The sequence below is a fragment of the Enterococcus rivorum genome (assembly GCF_001742285.1).
Taxonomy (GTDB): Bacteria; Bacillota; Bacilli; order Lactobacillales; family Enterococcaceae; genus Enterococcus_L; species Enterococcus_L rivorum.
This window is the reverse complement of sequence record NZ_MIEK01000001.1, coordinates 204291-229742: the sequence shown is the minus strand read 5'-3', so window position 1 is coordinate 229742 and position 25452 is coordinate 204291. Positions and strand designations below refer to the sequence as shown.

Sequence of the window (25452 nt, the reverse complement as noted above, 5' to 3'; positions counted from 1 at the left end):
AAGTGGAGGTAAGTTTCATGGCGTATTATGGATCAATTGAAGCAGGTGGAACAAAATTTGTTTGTGCAGTTGCTGATGAGAATTTGACTATTCTAGATAGGGTCAGTCTTCCAACAACACTCCCGGAAGAAACGTTAGCGAAAGTTTTTGACTTTTTCGATGCCTATCAATTAAGAGCATTAGGTGTGGGTTCATTTGGACCAATTGATGTCAACGAAACCTCAGATACTTATGGTTATATCACTTCGACACCCAAACAAGGTTGGCAAAATGTTGATTTTTTAGGCAAGTTGAGACAACATTACAATATCCCAATGGCATGGACAACAGATGTTAACGCGGCTGCCTATGGTGAAATGCATTTAGGCGCAGGAAAAAATACACAAAGTTGTATTTATTTAACAGTCGGGACAGGTGTTGGTGGCGGTGCCGTTGTAAATGGTCATGTATTACAAGGATTCAGTCATCCAGAAATGGGACATATTCCTATGGAACGTTACCCTAAGGATACATTAATTAGCAGTTGTCCATTCCACGATCATTGTTTAGAAGGTCTTGCGGCAGGGCCAGCATTGGAAAAAAGAACTGGAATAAAAGGCCAATTATTAGAACAAACGCACGATGTTTGGGAGATTGAGGCGTATTACTTAGCACAAGCTTTGATGTCCTATACATTAACACTTTCGCCAGAAAAAATCATTTTAGGTGGTGGTGTCATGAAACAAACACAGTTATTTCCGAAAATTAGAGAGTCTCTAAAAAAACAACTAGGCGGTTATGTTTCTTTGCCAAATTTAGATGAATATGTAGTTGGCTGTGAGCTAGGAGATAATAGTGGAACTTTAGGTTGTTTGCTGTTGGCAAAAGAGCAAGGTGTTTAAAGTGAAACAAGCGTTAGTAAAAGAACGGATTATCATGCTGGATATTGGTAGAAAATATTTTTCTCCTAAAACATTACGCCAGCTAATGAAACAAATGGCACTTTGTGGTTTTAATTACTTACAGCTTCATTTTTCTGAAAATGAAGGGTTTCGGATTGAATCTCATTTGTATCCTGAACTTGTTTCGGAGCAATTTTTAACATGTGATGAAGTGCAAGAGTTGATTGAGTATGCCGCTGACTTATCGATTGAGATCATTCCAGATTTGGATACACCGGGACATATGGCACAGTTGTTAAAAGGAAAACCAGAATGGCAATTATCGAGAAAAACGCCAAACGGGGAGAATCAAAAGGTTGTCTCGGCATTGGATATTACGAACGAGGAGGCAGTCCAATTCACTTTATCGTTGTATGAAGAATACACGAAATTATTCAGTAAAAGTCACTATTTTCATATTGGGGCAGATGAGTTTATTGATTTTGAGCAGTTTGAGAATTATCCAGCGTTGGCACAAGATGGTTTGATGAAGTTTGAAAATTATGTGAATAAAGTGGCTGAATTTGTCAGAGAGCGTGGATTTACCCCTAGAGTTTGGAATGATGCTTTCTTTAGGAATGGTGGAGAAAGTAAACTTTCCCAAAATATTGAGATTACTTATTGGACAAAGTGGCATAAGAATATGGCTCCTATTCAAACTTTTTTGAATAAAGACTTTTCAGTGCTTAATTTTAATGACAACTATCTGTACTATGTGTTAGGGGAAAATGCTGGCTACTCCTATCCAAAAGCTGAGAAAATCAAAAATGGCTGGCATCCAAAGCTTTTTGCGTCTAATCAACTAGTGACTGAAAAAGAAATGGAACAAGTTAAAGGAGTTGCATTAGCTGTTTGGTGTGATTACCCAAATGCCAAAAGTGAAAAGGAAATTTTAGAAGATCTGTCAGAATTAATGCGGAGCTTGTCTATACATTTTAATGAATGAGAAACAGTATTTAATAGAATAAAGGAGCAAAGCTGAGAAATTAGTTTTGCTCCTTTATTTATCTGTAACTGCTGAAAATAACAGAAGTAACCTATAATTTTTGACAGAAATACTATAGTTTTTATATTTATAAAAATCGAAGAAAGCGTTAACATTTTTAATGAGAATGAATAAAGCTAAGTTTTTGGCAAATAATAGAGGAGGTTCATTCAGTGGCTAGAAAAAAAATGAAACAAGTGTCTTGTTACTCGATAATGTTAGCAGCTTTTTTTATGGGAGCTAGTCTACTATCAATGTCGCCAGTTTATGCTGAAAGTAAGGTTTCTACTGAAACAGAAAGCGGTATTCCAATTTATGAGCAAATACCAGAATCAACAGCCTTATTTCCGGAAACATTATTAAATTGGAGTCCCAAAACTGACCCAGATGCCCCTTTCAATGTTTCCCGTGTTCAATTAACGAATCGGGTTAAAGCTGATAAAACAAACGCCGATCAAAGTACCGAAGCAAAAGTTTTGTCGATTGCGATTGTTAACCGCCATACGAAAGGAACCCCATCGCAAGGGAACACTGACAAAGCTGTTTACAATTTTACCAATTGGCAATACGTCGATACGTTAGTTGCGTGGGCTGGTTCTTCAGGAGAAGGGATTATTGTGCCGCCAAGTGGTGATGTGACAGACTCAGCTCATCGAAATGGTGTACCAGTTGTGGGGACAGTTTTCTTTCCACCAGAGGCTTACGGTGGAAAAGCAGAATGGGTCAGACAGTTTGTCCAAAAAGATGCGAGAGGAAAATTTCCAATGGCGGACAAATTATTAGAAATGTCTACAGCGTATGGATTTGATGGCTGGTTCATCAATCAAGAAACGAATGTAGATGAGCAAACAGCTGCTGCGATGAAAGAACTGTTAATCTATTTACAAGCCAAAAAAACAAAAAAACAGCAAATTATTTGGTACGATTCAATGCTTCCAAGCGGTAGTGTTAGCTGGCAAGGGGCTTTGAACGATCAAAATAAAAGTTATTTCCAAGAAGGAAGAAAACGCGTATCAGACAAACTATTCATCGATTTCCGTTGGCGCGAACTTGCTGGTTCAAAAGTTAAAGCTGAAGAATTAAAGCGAGATCCATATGAGCTTTACGCAGGAATTGATGTTCAGGCAAACGGTATTAACAGCAGTAGAAAGCCTAGCAGTATTCTGGGATCAACGAGTCAAGCGCTGGTTTCATTAGGATTATACTGTCCCGACTGGACTTTGCGCGATGGCGGTCAATATGATGTCGAACGATACTGGGAAAATGAAAAACTATTTTGGATTAATGCGCAGGGAGATCCTCGTGATATCACTAGCACAAAAAATGAATGGCAAGGAATTTCACGTTATTTTGTTGAAAAAACAACTGTAAATGAATTTCCATTCCTAACCAACTTCAATGTGGGGAATGGAGATGCGATTTACCAAAATGGTACAAAAGTGAAAGAAGGTACGTTCAACAATCGAAGTATTCAAGATGTTATGCCGACATATCGTTGGATTATTGATAATCAAGCTGGCAATCAATTAGAGGCGACAATTAGTTACGAAGATGCGTTTAACGGTGGTTCTTCTATTGCCTTATCAGGACAAATGACCGCTGGACAAGAAACATTTATTAAACTTTACGCAACACAAGTAAAACCAAGAGCCTCTGAAAAAGTAAGTATTATAACGAAAGGCACAGATCAAACCGCCCTTGTTTTAGGTATCAAAGGCAAACAAGCTCCTTTAGTGATCCAGGGTAATCAACAAGCACTGGAAAATGGTTGGGTCAAAACAACGTATCCACTAAAATCAGCTGCTTGCCAAATGATTACATCAATCGGAGTGAACGTGAAAAATCAGCAAACAGGACCAGCAACTATCTATTTAGGTCAACTAATGGCAGGTCAAGAAAAAGCAACATTTACTACACAAATTAAAAATCTACGCTTTTCTGGAAAAACTATTGTAGACGATCTAACAGAAAGTGTGCGGATGCAATGGGAGCATCAAGGTAAAAATACTGCCTCTTACCGGATTTATCGCGAAGAAGGTGCTCAATTGTCTTTTGAAGGGGAAACAGCGAACACGGCGTTTACTTTATTAAATCAAAAACGAATAAATGATACGACAAACTATCGGGTAGTTCCTGTCGACCAATACGGCAAAGAAAATCAAAAAAGCAGTGCCATGGCAATTTATACTTTTGAAGCGCTGAAAAAACCAGAAATTTCTATCAATGCGGATACGACTTTAAGTGCGATTGGCGAAGTGATTACCTTAACGGCAAATGTGTCAAAATCAACAGAGCAAGTTCATTGGGAAATCGTTGGTGCAACGCCGCAAAGCCAATCTGGAACCGAAATCTCTGTTACATTCGATCGTCCGGGAATTTATTCGGTAAAGGCAACTGCAGTGAATAGCTCCGGTGAAACTGAGCTTGTTAGAGAAAAGTACTTATATATCTACGATCAAAATGCAGGGATCAAAAAAGAAAATCTTTCTCTCTTGCCTTCAACGAAAGCTGAACAAGGCTCAGGGTATACTAATGAACGTGAAAGCTATCGCTATGCTTTAGATGGCAATTTAACAACCAAATGGTGTGATAATGGCAGTGAAAAACCGTGGATGATCGCTGATTTAGGCGAAGAAAAAACAATTGCTGGTTTTGAACTTTTCCATGCAGGAGCAGGTGGTGAAAGTTCTGATTGGAATACACGGGATTATGATCTTTTGGTCAGTAGCGATGGCGTTAATTGGATAAATGTTGTCCAACGTCGAGGCAATACTGAAGATAGTAGTAAGGATGCTATTGCATTGGTAGAAGCTAGGTATGTCAAACTTTCTTTAGAAAAAGCTGAGCAAAACGGTAAAGTCGCAAGAATCTATGATTGGCAAATTATCGGTGTTAACGATACAGGCATCATTAATCAATAACGAGTAGATGAATACAAAGAAGTGAGGATGGAACAAAACTAAAAATCAGTTTTGTTCCATCCTCTAAATCGCAATAACCGATGGCTAAAAGTCAGGGTCTTCGGAAAGTTACCGCAAACCACTCAATCCATAAAGCGGATGGGTGTGCTTTGCGGTCCAATTTCTCGCCCAAAAACGACTTCTGTCTCAACCTCTCTCTCTTTTTACCCTTTTTTTTGCTGATAACTTGAGCTTAATTGTTCGTGTAATCGCTGTTTTTCACTATCTGAAATAAACGCACCCTCAATCGCATGATGATTTAATTGTTCCATGTCAGCATAAGTAATTTTGTACCACTCATGTAATTTCATGTATTCATCGGTCAAAGTGGTCTCAGAAACGGTTCGATTATCGGTGTTAATACAGACTTTTATTCCAGCAGCTAAAAAAGCTTTAAATGGATAATCAGCTATTGAAGTAATGGTTTTTGTTTGGAAATTACTAGTAGGACACATTTCCAAAAGAACATTGTTTTCTTTTAGTAAAGAAAAATATTCTGGTGTATCTTTTACGGCAATTCCATGTCCGATTCGTTTAGCACCAAGAGTGACGGCATCGGCAACATTTTTACCACAACCACATTCTCCAGCATGCAGCGTCAAAGGAAGATCCAACTGTTGAACTAAATCTAGCGTTTCTTCAAAGGTATAAGGAGGAAAATCAATCTCATTACCAGCTAAATCGAAACCACCGACGCCTTGTGTTTCAAAATCCTTTGCTAAGTGAACGATTTTCTCAATATCTTGTAATTCCTCATTCCGCATACCACATAAAAGAGCGTTGCTTTGAACACCATATTTTTCGGTACCTTGGCGAAGTCCTTTTAAAACAGACGTAACTATTTTGGGAAGGGATAACCCTTTTTGCATGTGAAGAGAAGGAGCAAAGCGGACTTCAATGTAACGAATGTTTTCTTCAGCAGCTTGTGAAATGATGTCTAAAGAAGCTTCCTGTAAAGCGTCTTCGGTTTGCAAGCAAGTTAAAACAACGTCAAAGCGTTTTAAATAATCATTTAAATTTTGGCAATCTGGTGGGGCGACTAATAAATCATGAAGTTCTTGTGTGTTTGTGGGGAACTGAATTCCTTGCTTACTTGCTATTTTGACTAATGTTTCTGGTCGAATGGATCCGTCTAAGTGACAGTGAAGCTCAATTTTTGGCAATTGTTTAACGATCTCTCGGTGCATAAAATTCTTCCTCTCCAATAATTAGTCTATTTCTTTTCATCCAAGTTTGATAAAATGAAAGCACTTAATAAAGTATTTTTACGACTTTAACATGACGTAAGGGAAACTGTCAACAACGAAATGGAGGGGATAGTTTGAAGCTAACAATTAAAGAAATAGCAGATTTGGCAGGAGTTTCTGTGACAACAGTGTCGCAAATTTTAAATAATAAAGGGAGTCGTTTTAGCAGCGAAACGCGGCAGAAGGTCTTAGCGGTCGTTGAAAAATATCAGTACAAACCAGATTTTTTTGCTTCAAATTTGATTACCAGACATTCTAAAACGATTGGGATGATTGTACCGGATGTCACAGATTTCTTTTTTTCTAAGGTAGTTGAAGGGGTAGAAACCTATCTAAATAATTCAGGCTATATGATTTTATTGTGTAATTCTAAACACAGTTTGCAAAAAGAAACGCAATATGTAACAGAGTTGATCCATCGTTCGGTAGATGGCATTATTTTGGCAACCCCTAACCTGTTGCCTGAAGATCACATTTTAAAACAACCGGTCAATCAGAACATGCCTTTTATATTAGTTGATCGGGGAATTAATCCTAGAGAAAGTGGCCGGCTAATTGTAAAAGAGTATGAGGGTGCTTACCAAGCCATGAATTTTTTAATCGCAGAAGGGCATCGAAATATTGGCATGATTAGGGAAAGTCAGGGATACTATCAATTAACGGAACGTTTAATGGCGTATAAGCATGCTTTAAGGGATAACGCTATTCCCTTACAAGAGAAGTTTATCGCTTGTGGAGAATTGAACTTGGATGGCGGGCATAAAGCTGCAAAAGAATTATTAGAAAACAATGAAGAATTAACCGCTATTTTTTGTGGGAATGACGAAATGGCCATGGGAGCCTATCAGGCGATTGCAGAAGCTGGAAAACAAATTCCAGATGACATTTCAGTGATTGGGTTTGATGGGTTAGATATCTCTAAATACCTAGTTCCAGCGCTAACAACCATCTATCAACCGAGCTTTGATATTGGGCATACGGCTGCTCAATTTTTGGTTCAAACAATTAATAATCCGAAGCAAAAAATACCCAATAGAATTTTTAATACAAATTTTGTTAAAAGAAAAAGCACGAAATCGATTGACATTCCTAAACAAATAATTTAATGTTCGTATTGTAAGTGCTTTCTATTTGGGGCCGAGTAGTAAACTGTTTTACTAAAGTATTTAAACGTGAACGATTTTAGTGTATAATACAACATTGAGATTCGGAGGAAAATGACGATGAGAATGGTAGACCTTATTGAGAAAAAAAGAGACGGTCATGCTCTTGCAAAAGATGAGATTCAATTTATTATTAATGGATACACTAATGGTGAGATACCAGATTATCAAATGAGCGCCTTTTTGATGGCTGTTTTTTATAAGGATATGACAGACGAAGAAATAACAACCTTGACATTGGCTATGGCTAATTCTGGAGAAATTGTTGACTTGTCGTCTATCCAGGGAATAAAAGTCGATAAACATTCTACTGGTGGTGTTGGCGATACAACGACGCTGATACTCGCCCCTTTAGTAGCAAGTGTCGGTGTTAGTGTGGCCAAAATGTCAGGTAGAGGATTAGGATATACAGGTGGCACGATTGACAAATTAGAAGCTATTCCGGGATTTCATGTTGAATTACCAGATGAAGAGTTTGTACGTTTGGTTAATGAAAGTCACGTTGCAGTTATCGGACAATCAGGCGACTTAGCACCAGCTGATAAAAAGCTTTACGCATTGAGAGATGTGACTGCAACTGTTGATTCCATTCCATTGATTGCCAGTTCAATTATGAGTAAAAAAATTGCGGCTGGAGCAGACGCAATTGTCTTGGATGTAACCACTGGCGAAGGCGCATTTATGAAGAGTATCGATGATGCTCGGCGTTTGGCTGAAACCATGGTAAGGATTGGTAAATTAGCGAATCGTCAAACAATGGCCGTTATTTCTGACATGTCGCAACCATTAGGAGAAGCGATTGGTAATAGTTTGGAAATTGTGGAAGCCATTGAAACGCTTCAAGGGAACGGTCCAGAAGATTTGCTTGAAATGTGTTATGTTTTAGGTAGCCAAATGGTCGTTTTGGCGAAGAAAGCCGATACATTAGAAGCAGCTCGGAAATTACTTGAAGAAGCGCTAGAATCAGGCGAAGCGCTAGATAAGTTCAGAGAAATGATTGCGAATCAAGGTGGAGATGACAGCATTGTAGATCACCCAGACCAACTACTTACAGCAAAGTATCAATTTGACTTACCCGCCAAAGAGACCGGTGTTATACAAAAAATTGTTGCAAACGAAATCGGTATTGCTGCAATGAAACTAGGTGCAGGTAGAGCAACGAAAGAAGCAGCGATTGATTATGCCGTGGGGCTCAAATTGCATAAAAAAGTTGGAATGAGTGTAACTGAAGGAGACTCTTTATTAACGATATACAGTAATACGGAAAACATTGATGAAGTCAAAGAGCTTCTCTACAAAAATATTATTGTTGGCTCTTTTGGTGAAGAACCAGCGTTGATTCATGATATAATAACAGCATAAAGGACGTGTAAAAAAAATGGAATTGAATCAAATGATCGATCATACTATTTTAAAGGCAAACGCAACGGAAGAAGACGTATTGAAAATCGTTGAAGAAGCAAAAGAATTTAACTTTTTTTCAGTTTGTATCAACCCGTTTTGGGTTGCTTTTGCAAAAGAGCAGTTAGCAGGAACGAGTGTAGATGTTTGTACAGTAATCGGCTTTCCTTTAGGTGCCAATACTTCTGAAGTGAAGGCGTATGAAGCTAACGATGCAATTAACAATGGCGCGACTGAAGTGGATATGGTAATCAATGTGGGGGCCTTGAAGTCAAAACAATACAAAAAAGTGTTAAAAGATATTCAAGGGGTTGTGGAAGCAGCGAAAGATCGTGCGCTAGTAAAAGTGATTATTGAAACAGCACTGCTTACGGAAGAAGAAAAAGTAAAAGCCTGTGAATTGGCAAAAGAAGCAGGAGCTGATTTTGTGAAGACCTCAACTGGTTTTTCAACAGGTGGAGCAACCGTAGCAGATATTAAATTAATGCGTGAAACAGTAGGACCTGATATGGGTGTGAAGGCTTCTGGTGGCATTCATGATAAACAAGAAGCAATGGCAATGATTGAAGCAGGGGCTACCCGTATTGGAACAAGTGCTGGTGTTGCAATTATGGCTGGTGAAACAGGTACAGGATATTAATCGAAGGAACGTGAAACGATGACAGCGAAAAAAGAATGGTTAGAAACAGCAGAAACTGCGTTGGAAAAAGCGTATGTCCCATATTCTAAATTTCCTGTTGGTGCTTGTCTTGTGACCGATACAGGAGAAATGTATCAAGGGGTAAACATTGAAAATGCTTCTTATGGATTAACTAATTGTGCTGAAAGAACGGCTTTTTTTAAAGCTGTGTCAGAAGGAAATAGAAACTTTCAACATCTGGTGATTATTGGGAATACGCCAGAACCCATTTCTCCTTGTGGTGCTTGTCGACAAGTGATGGCTGAGTTTTGTGAACCAACTATGCCGGTCACACTTGTTGGTAAAAATGGTGTGACGATGGAAACAACCGTGGGTGAGTTATTGCCGTATGCATTTACAGAAAAAGATTTTTAATTTTTATCTAAAGTGATTTATTGATTAAGTAGGATTCACAAATATTAGGTTCAATTCAGTCGTTTGACTGTTGAAAATATAAAACTATTTTAGGGGGCTTTACAGAGATGAAAAAAGCAAAATTATTTGGTTTTAGCTTAGCTGTGCTAGGGATGACTGTATTTTTGGCTGCATGTGGCGGAAAGAAAGCAGGAACGGATTCTTCTGATGGAGGAGCTGACAAAGCAGGAGATGCGAAACACAGTATTGTGATGGTTACAGATACGGGCGGTGTGGATGACAAATCATTTAACCAATCTGCTTGGGAAGGAATGAAAGCTTGGGGTAAAGAACACGATTTACCAGAAGGACCAAAAGGTTTTGCTTACATTCAATCAACAGATGCTTCTGATTACACAACAAATATTGACCAAGCTGTATCGAAAAATTTTGCAACAATTTTTGGAATTGGCTATTTATTGAAAGATGCAGTTGATGCAGCAGCGGCTGCAAATCCAGATACAAACTTTGCTTTAATTGATGATGTGATTGAAGGAAAAGATAACGTTGTTTCAGCAACATTTAAAGACAATGAAGCTTCTTACTTAGCCGGAGTTGCGGCAGCATACACAACTAAAACAGATAAAGTTGGTTTTGTAGGCGGAGAAGAAGGCGTAGTTATTGACCGTTTCCAAGCTGGTTTTGAAGCTGGGGTTGCAGATGCAGCGAAAGAATTAGGGAAAGAGATTGAAGTGGATTCTAAATATGCAGCATCATTCGCTGATCCAGCCAAAGGGAAAGCCTTAGCAGCTGCAATGTATCAAGGTGGCGTAGATATTATTTTCCACGCTTCTGGTGCCACAGGACAAGGTGTCTTCCAAGAAGCTAAAGCTTTAAACGAAGCAGGTAGTGGCGATAAAGTTTGGGTTATTGGTGTAGATAGAGACCAAGAAGCAGATGGCGTATACAAAACAAAAGATGGTAAAGAAGACAACTTCACTTTAACATCAACGCTTAAAGGTGTTGGAACTGCAGTTCAAGATATTGCAAACCGTGCATTAGAAGATAAATTCCCTGGTGGCGAACACTTAGTATATGGTTTGAAAGACGGCGGAGTTGATTTAACTGAAGGTTCTCTTGATACTAAAGCACAAGATGCAGTAAAAGCAGCAAAAGAAAAAGTAATCTCTGGTGATGTAAAAGTACCTGAAAAACCAGAAAAATAAAGAGTTAAATAAGGCATATATTATTTTTTAATGGCTATAGTATCGCTAATTAAAAAATCGGGTAAATCGGGGTGTGACAAAACTTAGGCGGTTTTGTTTCATCCCATTTAACCCCTGAATAAACGGTGCTTCAGAAGCTACCTTTTCGGAATTAAGCTGAACTAGATTGAGAATATAGGAAGCTATTTTCATCTATTCCTTCTAAATTCTCAAGGCAAAGCACTGCTGTTACCCTTCATTTTCCCTTCCTTTATTTCGTCTATATTTACAATGGAGAATAAACTGGGTGATTTCGTTTTCTATTTAGGTTTGTAAGGAAGCATTGGAAAAAATCAAATGTTTCCTTAAGAGCCTAAACATTGCTCTAAAGAAAAGCCAATTTAACTGTTAGGGAGTGAATAAACTTGTCTCAGGAAGAGTACGTAATTGAGATGCGCAATATCACTAAACAATTTGGAACATTTAAAGCGAATGATCAAATTAACTTGCAAGTGAAACCAGGGGAAATTCATGCGTTATTGGGAGAAAATGGAGCTGGGAAATCAACGTTAATGAATATTTTGTCTGGGTTATTAGAACCAACCTCTGGCGATATTTTCATGAACGGAGAAAAAGTCAATATTTCTGGTCCAACGGTTGCCAATCGTTTAGGAATTGGAATGGTTCATCAACATTTTATGTTAGTTGATGCGTTTACGGTGACCGAAAATATTATTTTAGGTAGCGAACCAACAAATGCTGGAGTTCTAAACAGAAAAAAAGCCCAAGAAGAAATTGAGAAGGTATCTAAGCAATATGGAATGGAAGTAAAACCAAATGCCTATATACGAGATATTTCTGTTGGAATGCAACAACGAGTAGAAATTCTAAAAACTCTTTATCGTGGAGCCAATGTGCTGATTTTCGATGAGCCAACAGCGGTTTTGACACCACAAGAAATTGATGAACTAATGACCATTATGCATGAGCTAACAAATGAAGGGAAATCTATCATTCTTATCACGCATAAATTAGATGAAATCAAAAAAGTTGCAGATCGTTGTACCGTTATTCGTCGTGGAAAAAGTATCGATACTGTTACGGTGAAGGATGTTTCTTCGCAACAATTGGCGGACATGATGGTGGGACGTTCTGTTTCCTTTAAAACTGAAAAGAAAGTCGCTGAACCAAAAGAAACGATTCTTGCGATTAAGGATTTAGTGGTAAAAGAGAGTCGTGGATTAGAAGCAGTGAAAGGCTTAAATTTAGAAGTTCGTGCAGGAGAAGTCGTTGGGATTGCAGGGATTGATGGCAATGGACAAACAGAATTAGTTCAAGCGATTGCTGGTTTAACGAAAGTTGAAAGTGGTTCAATTGAATTAAATGGCGATGTGATTTCAAATCGGAAACCGCGACAAATTACAGAGCTTGGTGTAGGTCATGTTCCAGAAGATCGACACAAGTATGGTTTAGTTTTAGAAATGTCCTTAGCGGAAAATATTGGCTTACAAACCTACTATCAACAACCATTAAGTAAAAATGGTATCTTAAATTATCGCAACATCAACCAACATGCTCGTGAATTGATTCAAGAGTATGATGTGCGAACAACGAATGAGTTAGTGCCAGCAAAATCACTATCAGGTGGAAATCAACAAAAAGCGATTATTGCCAGAGAAGTTGATCGTGATCCTGAACTGTTGATTGTTGCCCAACCTACTCGTGGCTTGGATGTAGGAGCGATTGAATACATCCACAAACGTTTGATTGAACAAAGAGATCGTAACAGAGCTGTTTTATTAGTCAGCTTTGAGTTAGAAGAAATTTTAAATGTTTCTGACCGAATTGCGGTAATTCATGCTGGAAAAATAGTCGGAATTGTTGATCCAAAGGAAACGACAGAAAACGAATTAGGTCTTTTAATGGCGGGATATTCTTTGGAAGAAGCAAGAGAAGAATTAGCAAAAGTGAAGGTAGGTGAATCTGTTGAATAATCGATCAGAAACACTTAGAAATATCTTGGTTCCTGTTCTATCAGTTGTTATGGGATTTGTTTTGGGAGCAGTCATCATGTTAGCGTTTGGTTATCAGCCGATTGAAGGATACCAAGCGATGTTTGAAACAGCTTTTCAAGGAAGAAAAAGCATCGGCGAAATATTTGTTACAGCAGCACCATTAATTTTTACAGCATTAGGCTTTTCTGTAGCGAATGCAGCTGGATTTTTTAACATTGGGTTATCTGGTCAAGCGTTGTGTGGTTGGGTAGCGAGTATTTGGGTGGCGTTATCGTTCCCTGATATGTCTCGTTGGATCGTTTTACCTCTAGCGGTTATTGTAGGTGCTTTAGCTGGCGCATTTGCCGCTGCAATTCCAGGGATTTTACGCGCTTACTTCGGAACGAGTGAAGTAATTGTAACGATTATGCTGAACTACATTTTCTTATATGTTGCTAACCATATTGCCAATAATGTGATGAAAGCAAGTATCATGGCGAACAAAGGAATTACTAAGATGGTAGGAGCTAATGCTTCGTTACGAACACCGTTTTTGACAGAAATTAGTGAAGGTTCACGCTTGAATTTAGGAATCTTTTTAGCCTTTATTTTCCTTATTATCATTTGGTTCTTAATGAAAAAAACAACTCTTGGATTTGAAATACGTTCTGTTGGATTGAATCCATTTGCATCAGAGTATGCAGGGATGAGTAGTAAACGAACAATTATCTTGTCTATGGTTATCTCAGGCGCTCTAGCTGGTTTAGGTGGAGTGATTCAAGGCTTGGGAACATTCCAAAACTTCTTTATTCAAAATTCTTCTCTAAGCATCGGCTTTGACGGAATGGCTGTTTCGTTATTAGGTGCAGGAAGCTCAATTGGTATTTTACTATCAGCTTTACTGTTTGGAATGTTAAAACTTGGTGGACAAGGAATGCCATTTGTAGGCGTACCAACAGAGTTAGTAGACGTGGTAATTGCCTCAATCATCTTCTTTATTGGGATTAACTACTTGATTCGTTTCGTTCTTGCTAAAACCTCTGGGAATAAAAAAGAGTTAGCAGTTGTTGAAACGATTGAATCAACTGAGGATGAAAACAAGCAAGAAGGAGGGACAATCTGATGGATTTAGCGATGATTGCATCTATTATTACTCAAACATTATTTTATTCTACCCCTCTTATTCTAACTGCTATCGGTGGAACTTTTTCTGAACGAAGCGGGATTGTTAACGTTGGTTTAGAAGGGATTATGGTTATGGGCGCTTTTAGCTCAGTAGTATTTAACTTGACTTTTGCAGAAGCTTTTGGGGCTGCAACACCTTGGCTAGGTTGTCTTGTTGGAGGTGTCGTAGGGATTTTATTCTCTCTCTTACATGCAGTGGCAACCATTAATTTACGTGCAGATCATATTATTAGCGGAACCGTAATTAATTTGATGGCACCGGCTTTAGCAGTCTTTTTAGTAAAAGTTTTTTATGATAAAGGGCAAACAGATATGATTCCCGAAACATTCGGATACTTTTCATTCCCTGTTTTGAAAGATATACCTGTCATCGGAGAGCTTTTCTTTAAGAAAACTTCTTTACCGGCATTTGTAGCAATTCTGATAGCGATTATTGCTTGGTTTGTTATATATAAAACTCGTTTTGGTTTAAGATTACGTTCGGTTGGGGAAAACCCACAAGCTGCGGACACTTTAGGAATCAATGTCTATCTGATGCGCTATTCTGGTGTTTTGCTATCAGGATTTTTAGGTGGTATGGGTGGTGCTGTTTTTGCACAGTCTATTGCTGGACGCTTTGGTATCACAACGATTGCTGGACAAGGATTTATTTCAATGGCGGCGATGATTTTCGGAAAATGGAATCCAATTGGTGCGATGGGCGCAGCGTTATTCTTTGGGTTTGCTCAAAACTTAAGTATTGCTGGAGGAGATTTACCGATTATTTCTCAAATTCCAGACGTTTATTTACAAGCAGCACCCTATGCCTTGACGATTATTGTATTGGTTGTTTTCTTTGGAAAAGCGTCAGGACCTAAAGCGAACGGGAAAAATTATATTAAATCTAAATAGAGACATTAAGGGTGTAGTTTAAGCTGTTTTTGGCTAACTACACTCGTTTTCTATAACATATTTTAGCGTTCTCATAAACATCCTAGAAAAGTGCAACATTTATGGAAGTGCAATATAATAGAGGGAGTAAGCTTAAACCGTTTAAGATTATTTCGTTTATTAATGAAAAATATTGATAGAGGAAGAAGGAAATGCAGATGTTTAAACGTGTTCATTTAGTTGTGATGGATTCTGTAGGAATTGGTGAAGCGCCAGATGCAGAAAAATTTGGTGATGTTGGCAGCGATACTTTAGGACATATTGCGAAAGAAGCAGGCTTAACGATTCCCAACTTAGAAAAACTAGGATTAGGCACAATTGCTCCCTTACATGGAGTTGCTGCAGTACAAGATCATTTAGGCTATGTAACAAAACTAGAAGAAATTTCGGTTGGAAAAGATACGATGACAGGGCATTGGGAAATTATGGGCTTGAATATTCAAAAACCTTTCCGAGTGTTTCCAGACGGCTTTCCAGAAGAGTTATTGAAACAAATTGAAGAGTTTTCTGGACGTAAAGTGGTATGTAACAAGCCGTATAGTGGAACTGCAGTAATAGATGACTATGGTGAGCATCAAATGAAAACAGGTGATCTAATCGTTTATACTTCAGCAGATCCCGTGTTACAAATTGCAGCTCACGAAGAAATTATTCCTTTAGAAGAATTGTACCGTATTTGTCAGTATGTTCGTGATATTACAAAAGACGAACCTTACATGATTGGTCGCATTATTGCTCGTCCGTATCTAGGAGAACCTGGGAATTTTACAAGAACTAGTAATCGCCATGACTATGCATTAGATCCTTTTGGAAAAACAGTGTTGGATTCTTTAAAAGAAGCCGGGAAAGATGTTATCGCTGTTGGGAAAATTAATGATATTTTTAACGGGCAAGGGATTACAGATGCTGTTCGCACCAAGAGTAATATGGATGGTGTAGATCAATTAATAAAAGTAATGAAACAAGATTTTGAAGGATTAAGTTTTACCAACTTAGTAGACTTTGATGCTTTGTTTGGTCATCGTCGTGATGTAGTGGGTTATGCTCATGCGATTGAACAATTTGATTTAAGAATTCCAGAATTGTTGGAGAATATGGAAGAGGATGATTTATTGCTAATCACTGCTGACCACGGAAATGATCCCACGTTTCCAGGAACCGATCATACAAGAGAATATGTTCCGCTGTTGGCTTATAGTAAAAATATGAAAGAACAAAGGGCGTTGCCACAAGGGCATTATGCAGATATTTCAGCAACAATTGCTGAAAATTTTGCTGTAACTAAAACGGAAAATGGCGAAAGCTTTTTGGATAAATTGAAATAGGAGACTTGACCATGAGAAAATTAAGTGAACAATTGAAAGAGACAACTGAATTTTTAAAAGAAAAAGGATTTGGAGCGGTTGATTTCGGTCTGATTTTAGGATCTGGTTTAGGCGAATTAGCGGATGAAATTGAAAACCCAATTGCCATTCCTTTTGCTGAAATTCCACACTTTACGGTTTCAACAGTCGTTGGACATGCAGGGAAATTAGTTTACGGTACTCTTTCTGGTAAAAAAGTGATGGCAATGCAAGGCCGTTTCCATTATTATGAAGGACATTCTATGCAAAAAGTGACGTATCCAGTTCGTGTAATGTCCGCTTTAGGTGTCCATTCCTTAGTAGTTACAAATGCTGCTGGTGGTGTAAATGAAAACTTTACGCCAGGTAATTTAATGTTGATTACAGATCATATTAATTTTACAGGAGATAACCCATTAATTGGTGAAAATGAAGACGACATGGGCCCGCGCTTCCCAGACATGAGTCATGCATACACTGCTGCTTATGGTGAGGTTGCAAAAAAAGTAGCAGAAAAACAAAAAATTGATCTACAAGAAGGAGTCTACATGGGGTATTCTGGACCTACCTATGAAACGCCAGCAGAAATTCGCATGTCTCGTACTCTTGGAGCTGATGCAGTAGGGATGTCAACTGTTTCAGAAGTGATTGTAGCAGCACATTGCGGACTGAAAGTTCTAGGTATTTCTTGTATTACGAATCTAGCAGCAGGAATGCAAAGTAGCTTGAACCATGAGGAAGTAGTTGAAACAACTGAGCGTGTAAAAGTCCAATTTAAGGAACTAATCAAAGCGACATTAGTTGAACTTTAAAATAAAAAAATGAGTGTGTAGGAGGAAAAAAATGAGTGTTCATATTGAAGCTAAACAAGGGGAAATTGCAGATAAAATCCTATTACCAGGAGATCCATTACGTGCAAAATACATTGCGGAAACATTTTTAGAAAATCCTACGTGTTACAATAATGTGAGAGGAATGTTAGGCTACACTGGAACTTACAAAGGTGAACGCGTTTCTGTACAAGGAACAGGAATGGGGATGCCTTCAGCGTCTATCTATGCCCATGAGTTAATTAATTCTTATGGCGTGAAAAAACTAATTCGTGTAGGAACTTGTGGCTCCATTTCTGAAAAAGTAACCGTGCGAGATTTAGTGATTGCACAAGCTGCAGCAACTCCTTCATCTATGATTCGTAATGATTTTCCTAAGTATGATTTCCCGCAAATCGCAACCTTTGATTTACTTTTGAAATCTTATGAAATTGCTAAAGAGAAGGGCTTCACTACCCATGTTGGAAATGTATTGTCTGACGATGTTTTCTATAAAGACAGCGATAGCATGGAAACTGTTTTTAAACTTGGAAAACTAGGTGTTTTAGCAATTGAAATGGAAGCAGCGGCATTGTATTATTTGGCTGCAAAATTTGATGTTGAAGCATTGGCCATCATGACTGTAAGTGATAGTTTAGTGACTGGGGAAGAAACAACTGCAGAAGAACGTCAAACAACTTTTAATGATATGATTGAAGTTGGTTTAGAAACAGCGATTCGATAAAAAAGGAAAAACGTAAAGCTGTTGTAGCTTTGCGTTTTTTTGTAAAGGATAGAGTGAATTAAAAAAGAGATAAGCTTGTTTGCTACTATATTGTTGTGAAAAGAGTTATCATTGGCTAAAAAAAAGTTGATTCAAACGGAGGGAAAAAGAATGGATAATTTTCGTTTTTATGCACCAACAGACATACGTTTTGGAGAAAATCGATTATCAGATGAGTTGGCAGATGTTTTGAATACTTATGGCAAAAAGGTGTTGCTTGTCTATGGTGGAGGTAGCATTAAGAAAAACGGTTTATATGATACGGTTGTTGAAATCTTAAGAGCTAATCAGAATACGTTCGTTGAATTAAGCGGCGTTGAACCTAATCCTAGAGTCGAAACTGTTCGTCAAGGCATTGAATTGTGTCGAGAAAATGACGTCGAGGTCATTTTGGCAGTTGGTGGAGGTTCAACCATAGATTGTGCGAAAGTAGTTGCAGCAGGTTTTTATTCTGAAAAAGATGCTTGGGATCTAGTTTTAGAGAGAAGAAGTTATTCAGGTGAAGCATTGCCGATTGTCACGATTTTAACCTTAGCTGCTACTGGCAGTGAAATGAATAGTGGTGCTGTCATCTCTAATTTAGCTGTCAATCAAAAATTAGGTGTGGGTGGGACATCTATGATTCCGAAAGTATCATTTTTAGATCCCAAAAATACGTTTACTGTTCCTAAAAATCAAACAGCAGCAGGCTCAGCAGATATTTTAAGTCATTTGATTGAGAATTATTTTAAAAAGACAGAAGGAACAGATGTCCAAGATTCTGTTGCAGAAGGCTTAATGCGAACAGTTATCAAAAACTGCCCAATTGCTATGCAAGAACCGGAAAATTACGATGCGCGAGCAAATCTAATGTGGTCAAGTAGTTTAGCTTTAAATGGTCTGACAGGAAGTGGCAAAACAGGTGCTTGGTCTTGCCATCCGATGGAACATGAATTGAGTGCTTTTTACGATATTACTCATGGTGTAGGGTTGGCCATCTTAACTCCTCGTTGGATGGAATATGTATTGTCAGAAGCAACAGTTGATAAATTTGTTCAGTTTGCAAGAAATGTTTGGGGGATCACTGAGTCTGATAAAAAAATAGCTGCAAAAAAAGGAATTAAAGCATTGTACGAATTTTTTGAATCTTGTGGAATCCCAATGACCTTGCCTGAAGTTGGCATTGGTGAAGAAAAGTTGAAGGTGATGGCTAAACAAGCAGTAGATCATAGTACGATAAAAGTAAATGCCTATGTTCCTTTGGATTGTCAAGATGTAGAAACAATTTATCGTAAATCATTAGTAAAAATGACTTTCTAAAAGGACTAAGAATGGATAGTAAAAAAGGACTGCTCAGTGAAACGGCTGAGTAGTTTTTTTGCAAAAAAAGAGGATGCACAAAACTAAAAATCAGTTTTGTTTCATCCTCTAAACCCGAATAAACAGTGGTCAAAAGTCCAGGTCTTCGGAAATTTTCCAAAACGACTTCTGTCTCAACCTCTTGCTGTTATTATAGGTAATATTTTTTAGATACAGATAAATCATCGTTTAATTCATAAACAAGTGGTTGACCTGTTGGGATTTCTAAGCCCATGATATCATCATCAGAAATGCCTTCGATATGTTTTGCTAATGCACGTAAAGAATTACCGTGTGCTGCTACTAAAACAGTTTTGCTATCTAATAATGCAGGAGCAATATGATCTTCCCAGAAAGGAATCGCACGTTCTAAAGTAACTTTTAAGTTTTCTCCACCAGGGATAACACGACGGTCTAAACTAGCGTAACGACGATCGTTCACTGCAGAAGTAGGATCAGTTTCTTCCAAAAGTGGAGGAAGCGTGTCGTAAGAACGACGCCATAATTGAACTTGATCTGCACCGTATTTGGCAGCTGTTTCTTCTTTGTTCAATCCTTGCAATGCGCCATAATGACGTTCGTTTAATCTCCAAGATTTGTATTGAGGAATCCATAATTGATCAGAACCTTCTAATACATAGTTACATGTTTTGATTGCGCGTTTTAAAACTGAAGTATATGCAACGTCAAATTGGATTCCAGCATCTTTAATTTTCTGACCAGCTGCTTGAGCTTCTTCTACACCTGTTTCACTTAAATCTACATCTACCCAACCAGTAAATTGGTTTAAGGCATTCCATTCGCTAAGACCATGACGGACAAAAACTAATTTTAACATTCATAGCTCTCCTTTGAGTTATAGTTTCTGAAAATTTCATTTCATTTCCTTTTCTATTGTACACTGTTTTAAAGTAGATTTCCAATGAAAATTACGAGAAATCTTTTGGCTATTTAAGTAAGTTTACTAAACGTTTGATTGAAAGAGTTCTGTCATGGATTCTTGAAATTTGAATAGAGGGAATGAAATCAAAAGCTATACTCCGTGATCCTCCAAATCACATCACTTTATACGGATAGAATATGCTAGAATTGATGGACTAAGCTTCAGATTGATCTTACTGTGAATCATGAAGAACCATGTGATTTAATGCAGCATGAAGCTTATTTTGTGCTAGGAACTAAAACACTTTTATTTTAACTTCGTTCTTTCTAGATATAGACTTACTTAATCTTCTCTCTTTTTTAGTTCATCTTTTGAAAGGTTGATGTATTTATAACAGGACCCAACTGAAACACCACATTTTGAAGAAATGTGCTGAATCGTTTCTTTTTGATTGTAATACAGATGACATATTTTTTTTACGACTCGACTATCTATTTTTGGTCGACCACCAATTTTCCCTTTTTTTCGCGCGTTATTCAAACCGACTAATGTACGTTCCTTAATCAAATCACATTCCATAGAGGCGAGACCATCCATTAATTTAAAATAGATATCTCCCATAGGTTGACGTGTGTCGATTTCTTCAGTTAAGCTGACTAAGTGAGCACATTGATCTTTTAACAACTGAGTTAATTCTGTTAACTGTCGAGTTGATTTACCTAAATGAGTTAAACGGCAGATAACGAGCGTATCATTTGCTTCTAATTTATCAACTACTTTTTCTAATTCAGAACGATTGTCCTCATTAGAAATGGTATCGAAAGTCTCTTGATACACTTCATCACAACCGTATTTAGATAAAGTATCTAATTGAGATTTTAGGTCATCGTCAGTAATTGTTGTCCGCGCATAACCAATTGTTTTCATACGTTGCCCTTCCTGAATAAAATAATAAATAAAATACTAAGCAACAAAAATGTAGCCTACAAATTAATTAAATGGTACTTCTTTTTTTAAAACTTCAATTGATTAGTTATTTCAAGAAATGACTATTTTTACTGAGGAACCTTTATCGTTTGAGGCCCATCTTGATTTCCAACAATCACGAGAGAGACTGTATTTAAAAATAATCCATGTTCTACGACACCAACCAGTTGATCTAAGTAATGACCAAATTCCACTGGATTATCGATTTCATTTAAATGAAGATCAATAATATTGTGTCCACCGTCTGTAATCAATGTTTTTCCTTCATCATCTAATCGCAAAGTAGGTTGATAACCCTTTTCCTCAAATAAATGCATTAATTGTTGGCTACCATAAGGTATAACTTCAATAGGTAATGGGAATTTCCCTAATTTTTCCACCATTTTAGAATCATCCACAATCCAAATGCATTTCTTTGAATAAGTAGCAACGATTTTTTCGAAAAGTAATGCTGCACCACCGCCTTTTATTCCTTGAAAATCAGCGCTGATTTCGTCTGCACCGTCGATTGTTAAATCAACGTAAGGGACTTCATCAATACTTTTTAAAGGGATATTTAAACTTTTTGCCTGACGTTCTGTTTCATTAGAAGTAGTAACTCCTGTAATAGTCAAACCTTCTTCCTTCACACGGCGTCCGATTTCGTCTACCATATATTTTGCTGTCGAGCCTGTACCTAGTCCAACAATCATACCGTCTTTTACATACTTCGCTGCTTCAATGCCAGCTATTTTTTTAAAATTCATACGAATACTTATCTCCTTTCAGCTATTCTCAAATATTGTAACGTTAAATCAAGAAAAAGAAAAGCCAAATAAAGCGCTTAGAATCATGAAGAGGTAGTGTTGAATCATAGCAGATGGTTTTATAGACAAAGATTTTTCATACTATCTAAAAGCTTGATCTAGCCATTTAGTAATCTTGAACGAAATAATGAATAAAAAAATGAAGAAAACGATTATAAAGTCTTGACAGCACTGGAGTATCGTGGTATTCTAGCGAAGGTGCTTTATCTACAGGTCTCATTTGAGACGTGCTGACTGTCTATCAAAGCATATTTGATAAAGAGTGCAGAGACTGCATTATTTTTTATTCGCAAAAAAAGAACCACCTGGATGTGTGGGACTAGAAGCGAAATGAGGAAGGAGGAAACAAGGAATGCCTACAATTAATCAATTAGTACGTAAACCTCGTAAATCAAAGGTGGAAAAATCTAATTCACCAGCGTTGAACAAAGGATATAATAGTTTCAAAAAATCTCAAACAAACGTAAATTCTCCACAAAAGCGTGGGGTATGTACGCGTGTGGGAACAATGACACCTAAAAAACCGAACTCAGCTTTACGTAAATATGCCCGTGTTCGTTTGTCTAACTTAATCGAAGTAACAGCTTATATCCCAGGGATTGGTCACAACTTACAAGAACATAGCGTGGTTTTACTACGTGGTGGACGTGTAAAGGATTTACCAGGGGTACGTTACCATATCGTTCGTGGTGCGCTTGATACAGCTGGAGTTACAGATCGTAAACAAAGCCGCTCTAAATATGGTACTAAGAGACCTAAAGCAGCTAAATAATTTGACAATCGTTAAGGTAATATATAAAAAGATTATTTCGGAAGGAGGAGTTACGGATGCCACGTAAAGGTCCTGTTGCAAAACGCGATGTTTTACCAGATCCAATTTATAACTCAAAATTAGTAACTCGCTTAATCAACCGTGTAATGGTTGATGGTAAACGCGGGATTGCATCAAATATCATCTACAATTCATTTGATATCATCAAAGAATCTACAGGTAACGAACCATTGGAAGTTTTCGAACAAGCAATGAAAAACGTTATGCCTGTTCTTGAAGTAAAAGCTCGCCGTGTTGGGGGTTCTAACTATCAAGTACCAGTAGAAGTACGTCCAGAACGTCGTACAACTTTAGGTCTACGTTGGGTTGTTAACTACGCTCGTTTGCGCGGAGAACACACAATGGAAGAGCGCTTAGCAAAAGAAATCATGGATGCAGCCAATAACACTGGTGCTTCTGTTAAAAAACGTGAAGACACACACAAAATGGCAGATGCTAACCGTGCATTTGCACATTATCGTTGGTAAGATCCTCTCTGTCTGCAACTTAATGTTGCAGCAGATGGTTGCTTTACAATCGATTTAAGTAAAGAGAGGAGAAAAAACTGAAATGGCAAGAGAATTTTCTTTAGAAAACACTCGTAATATAGGTATCATGGCTCACGTAGATGCTGGTAAAACAACAACGACAGAGCGTATTTTATACTATACTGGTAAAATCCATAAAATTGGTGAAACCCATGAAGGGGCTTCACAAATGGACTGGATGGAACAAGAACAAGAGCGTGGGATTACAATCACTTCTGCTGCAACTACAGCACAGTGGAAAGGTCATCGCGTAAACATCATTGATACACCAGGACACGTGGACTTCACAATTGAAGTGCAACGTTCATTACGTGTACTTGATGGTGCAGTAACAGTTCTTGATTCACAATCAGGTGTTGAACCTCAAACTGAAACAGTTTGGCGTCAAGCAACTGAATATAAAGTACCACGTGTTGTTTTCTGTAACAAAATGGATAAAGTCGGAGCTGACTTTTTGTATTCAGTAGGCACAATACATGACCGCTTACAAGCAAATGCTCATCCGATTCAATTACCAATTGGTTCAGAAGATAACTTTACAGGGATCATTGATTTAATTACAATGAAAGCTGAAATATATACAAATGATTTAGGAACAGACATTCAAGAAACTGATATTCCAGAAGAATATATGGAACAAGCAGTTGAATGGCGTGAAAAATTAGTGGAAGCTGTTGCTGAAACTGATGAAGACCTAATGATGAAATATCTTGAAGGTGAAGAAATCACAATTGATGAGTTGAAAGCGGGTATCCGTCAAGCAACAATCAATGTTGAGTTTTTCCCGGTTATGGCTGGTTCTGCCTTTAAAAATAAAGGTGTTCAATTAATGCTTGATGCAGTACTTGACTACTTACCATCACCACTTGATATTGAAGCAATTAAAGGAATTGATGTTAAAACAGACGAAGAAACAACACGTCCTGCTGATGACAGTGCGCCTTTTGCGGCATTAGCATTTAAAGTTATGACAGATCCGTTTGTTGGTCGTTTAACATTCTTCCGTGTTTACTCAGGAGTTCTTGAAAGTGGTTCATACGTATTGAACGCTTCTAAAGATAAAAAAGAACGTATTGGTCGTATTCTTCAAATGCATGCGAATACGCGTCAAGAAATTGACACAGTGTATTCAGGAGATATCGCTGCTGCAGTTGGGTTGAAAGACACTACTACAGGTGATACTTTATGTGCACTTGATGCGCCAGTAATTCTTGAATCAATCGAGTTCCCAGAACCTGTTATCCAAGTTGCTGTTGAGCCTAAATCAAAAGCTGACCAAGATAAAATGGGTGTTGCGCTTCAAAAACTTGCTGAAGAAGATCCGTCATTCCGTGTTGAAACAAACGTTGAAACAGGTGAAACAGTTATCTCAGGAATGGGAGAATTGCACTTGGACGTTTTAGTAGACCGTATGCGTCGCGAATTCAAAGTTGAAGCTAACGTTGGTGCTCCTCAAGTATCTTACCGTGAAACTTTCCGTGCTCCTGTTACACAAGCTGAAGGTAAATTTGTCCGTCAGTCTGGTGGTAAAGGTCAGTATGGTCACGTTTGGGTTGAATTTACACCGAACGAAGAAGGTGGCGGTTTCGCATTCGAAAATGCTATCGTTGGTGGTGTAGTTCCTCGTGAATACATTCCTGCTGTTGAAGCTGGTTTGAAAGCTTCGATGGAAAACGGTGTATTAGCTGGTTACCCATTAGTAGATATTAAAGCGAAACTTTATGATGGTTCTTACCATGATGTCGATTCCAATGAAACGGCATTCCGTGTAGCGGCATCAATGGCTTTAAGAGCTGCTGCTAAAAAAGCTAACCCAGTGATTTTAGAACCAATGATGAAAGTAACAATTACCGTTCCAGAAGACTACTTAGGTGATATTATGGGACATGTTACTAGCCGTCGTGGACGCGTTGAAGGAATGGAAGCTCATGGTAATTCACAAATCGTTAATGCGATTGTACCATTAGCAGAAATGTTCGGATATGCAACAACTCTACGTTCAGCGACTCAAGGACGCGGAACATTTATGATGGTCTTTGATCATTATGAAGATGTACCGAAATCAATCCAAGAAGAAATTATTAAGAAAAATGGCGGAGATAACGCTTAATTAGAAAATC

Annotated in this window: 22 protein-coding genes; 18 read left to right on the top strand and 4 right to left on the bottom strand. The window is 37.9% G+C overall.

The genetic code is table 11. The features are described 5' to 3' along the window. Nucleotides 1–17: 17 nt before the first annotated feature. From BCR26_RS01090 to BCR26_RS01080, 3 genes are all read left to right on the top strand, one after another. Complete coding sequence (locus BCR26_RS01090) at nucleotides 18–881, top strand: ROK family protein (RefSeq protein WP_069697102.1); 864 nt, start codon at nucleotides 18–20, stop codon at nucleotides 879–881. A 1-nt stretch (nucleotide 882) separates the two neighbouring features. Next, nucleotides 883–1866 carry a family 20 glycosylhydrolase gene (locus BCR26_RS01085; protein WP_069697101.1) on the top strand — a complete coding sequence of 328 codons (984 nt, stop codon included), beginning with the start codon at nucleotides 883–885 and terminating at the stop codon, nucleotides 1864–1866. A gap of 212 nt (nucleotides 1867–2078) precedes the next feature. Beyond that, the gene (locus BCR26_RS01080; protein ID WP_069697100.1) at nucleotides 2079–4826 is read left to right on the top strand and encodes an endo-beta-N-acetylglucosaminidase; all 2748 of its coding nucleotides are present in this window, start codon (nucleotides 2079–2081) and stop codon (nucleotides 4824–4826) included. 203 nt (nucleotides 4827–5029) lie between these two features. Here the strand turns inward: BCR26_RS01080 and add are convergent, their stop codons facing one another. Further along, entirely contained in the window at nucleotides 5030–6052 is a 1023-nt protein-coding gene (add, locus tag BCR26_RS01075; protein WP_069697099.1) for an adenosine deaminase, read from the bottom strand. A 134-nt stretch (nucleotides 6053–6186) separates the two neighbouring features. Here add and BCR26_RS01070 point away from each other — a divergent pair, with 134 nt between their 5' ends. From BCR26_RS01070 to BCR26_RS01015, 12 genes are all read left to right on the top strand, one after another. Next, nucleotides 6187–7218, top strand: coding sequence for a LacI family DNA-binding transcriptional regulator (locus tag BCR26_RS01070; protein WP_069697098.1), 1032 nt, complete (start codon nucleotides 6187–6189; stop codon nucleotides 7216–7218). Nucleotides 7219–7335: 117 nt separating this feature from the next. Next, entirely contained in the window at nucleotides 7336–8637 is a 1302-nt protein-coding gene (locus BCR26_RS01065; protein ID WP_069697097.1) for a pyrimidine-nucleoside phosphorylase, read from the top strand. A gap of 16 nt (nucleotides 8638–8653) precedes the next feature. Next, nucleotides 8654–9316 (top strand): deoxyribose-phosphate aldolase, encoded by a 663-nt coding sequence (deoC, locus tag BCR26_RS01060; protein WP_069697096.1) that lies wholly within the window; start codon nucleotides 8654–8656, stop codon nucleotides 9314–9316. 18 nt (nucleotides 9317–9334) lie between these two features. After that, nucleotides 9335–9730: a cytidine deaminase gene (locus BCR26_RS01055; RefSeq protein WP_069697095.1), complete on the top strand. Its 396-nt coding sequence runs from the start codon at nucleotides 9335–9337 to the stop codon at nucleotides 9728–9730. 107 nt (nucleotides 9731–9837) lie between these two features. Then, nucleotides 9838–10935, top strand: coding sequence for a BMP family lipoprotein (locus BCR26_RS01050; protein ID WP_069697094.1), 1098 nt, complete (start codon nucleotides 9838–9840; stop codon nucleotides 10933–10935). A gap of 404 nt (nucleotides 10936–11339) precedes the next feature. Then, nucleotides 11340–12908, top strand: a complete 1569-nt coding sequence (locus BCR26_RS01045) for an ABC transporter ATP-binding protein (protein WP_069697093.1) — start codon at nucleotides 11340–11342, stop codon at nucleotides 12906–12908. Further along, nucleotides 12901–14031 (top strand): ABC transporter permease, encoded by a 1131-nt coding sequence (locus BCR26_RS01040; RefSeq protein WP_069697092.1) that lies wholly within the window; start codon nucleotides 12901–12903, stop codon nucleotides 14029–14031. Before BCR26_RS01045 ends, BCR26_RS01040 begins: the two co-directional genes overlap by 8 nt. After that, nucleotides 14031–14984, top strand: a complete 954-nt coding sequence (locus BCR26_RS01035) for an ABC transporter permease (protein WP_069697091.1) — start codon at nucleotides 14031–14033, stop codon at nucleotides 14982–14984. Before BCR26_RS01040 ends, BCR26_RS01035 begins: the two co-directional genes overlap by 1 nt. A gap of 197 nt (nucleotides 14985–15181) precedes the next feature. Continuing rightward, nucleotides 15182–16348, top strand: a complete 1167-nt coding sequence (deoB, locus tag BCR26_RS01030; protein WP_069697090.1) for a phosphopentomutase — start codon at nucleotides 15182–15184, stop codon at nucleotides 16346–16348. 11 nt (nucleotides 16349–16359) lie between these two features. Further along, entirely contained in the window at nucleotides 16360–17178 is an 819-nt protein-coding gene (locus tag BCR26_RS01025; RefSeq protein WP_069697089.1) for a purine-nucleoside phosphorylase, read from the top strand. 31 nt (nucleotides 17179–17209) lie between these two features. Continuing rightward, nucleotides 17210–17920 carry a purine-nucleoside phosphorylase gene (gene deoD, locus BCR26_RS01020; RefSeq protein ID WP_069697088.1) on the top strand — a complete coding sequence of 237 codons (711 nt, stop codon included), beginning with the start codon at nucleotides 17210–17212 and terminating at the stop codon, nucleotides 17918–17920. A 150-nt stretch (nucleotides 17921–18070) separates the two neighbouring features. After that, complete coding sequence (locus BCR26_RS01015) at nucleotides 18071–19258, top strand: iron-containing alcohol dehydrogenase (RefSeq protein WP_069697087.1); 1188 nt, start codon at nucleotides 18071–18073, stop codon at nucleotides 19256–19258. A 190-nt stretch (nucleotides 19259–19448) separates the two neighbouring features. Here the strand turns inward: BCR26_RS01015 and gpmA are convergent, their stop codons facing one another. The 3 genes from gpmA to rpiA all read right to left on the bottom strand — a co-directional run bounded on the left by gpmA (nucleotide 19449) and on the right by rpiA (nucleotide 21913). After that, nucleotides 19449–20135, bottom strand: coding sequence for a 2,3-diphosphoglycerate-dependent phosphoglycerate mutase (gene gpmA, locus BCR26_RS01010; protein ID WP_069697086.1), 687 nt, complete (start codon nucleotides 20133–20135; stop codon nucleotides 19449–19451). A 387-nt stretch (nucleotides 20136–20522) separates the two neighbouring features. Continuing rightward, nucleotides 20523–21107, bottom strand: a complete 585-nt coding sequence (locus BCR26_RS01005) for a recombinase family protein (RefSeq protein WP_069697085.1) — start codon at nucleotides 21105–21107, stop codon at nucleotides 20523–20525. Nucleotides 21108–21235: 128 nt separating this feature from the next. Further along, a complete protein-coding gene (gene rpiA / locus BCR26_RS01000; RefSeq protein WP_069697084.1) occupies nucleotides 21236–21913 on the bottom strand; it encodes a ribose-5-phosphate isomerase RpiA in 678 nt (225 codons plus the stop codon). 412 nt (nucleotides 21914–22325) lie between these two features. Between rpiA and rpsL the strand changes: the two genes are divergently transcribed. The 3 genes from rpsL (at nucleotide 22326) to fusA (ending at nucleotide 25442) form a co-directional block, all read left to right on the top strand. After that, nucleotides 22326–22745, top strand: coding sequence for a 30S ribosomal protein S12 (gene rpsL / locus BCR26_RS00995; protein ID WP_069697083.1), 420 nt, complete (start codon nucleotides 22326–22328; stop codon nucleotides 22743–22745). A gap of 56 nt (nucleotides 22746–22801) precedes the next feature. Beyond that, nucleotides 22802–23272 carry a 30S ribosomal protein S7 gene (rpsG, locus tag BCR26_RS00990; protein ID WP_069697082.1) on the top strand — a complete coding sequence of 157 codons (471 nt, stop codon included), beginning with the start codon at nucleotides 22802–22804 and terminating at the stop codon, nucleotides 23270–23272. An 82-nt stretch (nucleotides 23273–23354) separates the two neighbouring features. After that, a complete protein-coding gene (gene fusA / locus BCR26_RS00985) occupies nucleotides 23355–25442 on the top strand; it encodes an elongation factor G (protein ID WP_069697081.1) in 2088 nt (695 codons plus the stop codon). The last annotated feature ends 10 nt before the right edge of the window (nucleotides 25443–25452 follow it).

Excerpts from the sequence above, each read along its gene's own strand:
- BCR26_RS01090 (WP_069697102.1), top strand. The coding sequence starts at position 18 with ATGGCGTATTATGGATCAATTGAAGCAGGTGGAACAAAATTTGTTTGT.
- add (WP_069697099.1), bottom strand. The coding sequence starts at position 6,052 with ATGCACCGAGAGATCGTTAAACAATTGCCAAAAATTGAGCTTCACTGT.
- BCR26_RS01065 (WP_069697097.1), top strand. The coding sequence starts at position 7,336 with ATGAGAATGGTAGACCTTATTGAGAAAAAAAGAGACGGTCATGCTCTT.
- deoC (WP_069697096.1), top strand. The coding sequence starts at position 8,654 with ATGGAATTGAATCAAATGATCGATCATACTATTTTAAAGGCAAACGCA.
- BCR26_RS01055 (WP_069697095.1), top strand. The coding sequence starts at position 9,335 with ATGACAGCGAAAAAAGAATGGTTAGAAACAGCAGAAACTGCGTTGGAA.
- BCR26_RS01050 (WP_069697094.1), top strand. The coding sequence starts at position 9,838 with ATGAAAAAAGCAAAATTATTTGGTTTTAGCTTAGCTGTGCTAGGGATG.
- BCR26_RS01035 (WP_069697091.1), top strand. The coding sequence starts at position 14,031 with ATGGATTTAGCGATGATTGCATCTATTATTACTCAAACATTATTTTAT.
- deoB (WP_069697090.1), top strand. The coding sequence starts at position 15,182 with ATGTTTAAACGTGTTCATTTAGTTGTGATGGATTCTGTAGGAATTGGT.
- BCR26_RS01025 (WP_069697089.1), top strand. The coding sequence starts at position 16,360 with ATGAGAAAATTAAGTGAACAATTGAAAGAGACAACTGAATTTTTAAAA.
- deoD (WP_069697088.1), top strand. The coding sequence starts at position 17,210 with ATGAGTGTTCATATTGAAGCTAAACAAGGGGAAATTGCAGATAAAATC.
- BCR26_RS01015 (WP_069697087.1), top strand. The coding sequence starts at position 18,071 with ATGGATAATTTTCGTTTTTATGCACCAACAGACATACGTTTTGGAGAA.
- gpmA (WP_069697086.1), bottom strand. The coding sequence starts at position 20,135 with ATGTTAAAATTAGTTTTTGTCCGTCATGGTCTTAGCGAATGGAATGCC.
- BCR26_RS01005 (WP_069697085.1), bottom strand. The coding sequence starts at position 21,107 with ATGAAAACAATTGGTTATGCGCGGACAACAATTACTGACGATGACCTA.
- rpiA (WP_069697084.1), bottom strand. The coding sequence starts at position 21,913 with ATGAATTTTAAAAAAATAGCTGGCATTGAAGCAGCGAAGTATGTAAAA.
- rpsL (WP_069697083.1), top strand. The coding sequence starts at position 22,326 with ATGCCTACAATTAATCAATTAGTACGTAAACCTCGTAAATCAAAGGTG.
- rpsG (WP_069697082.1), top strand. The coding sequence starts at position 22,802 with ATGCCACGTAAAGGTCCTGTTGCAAAACGCGATGTTTTACCAGATCCA.
- fusA (WP_069697081.1), top strand. The coding sequence starts at position 23,355 with ATGGCAAGAGAATTTTCTTTAGAAAACACTCGTAATATAGGTATCATG.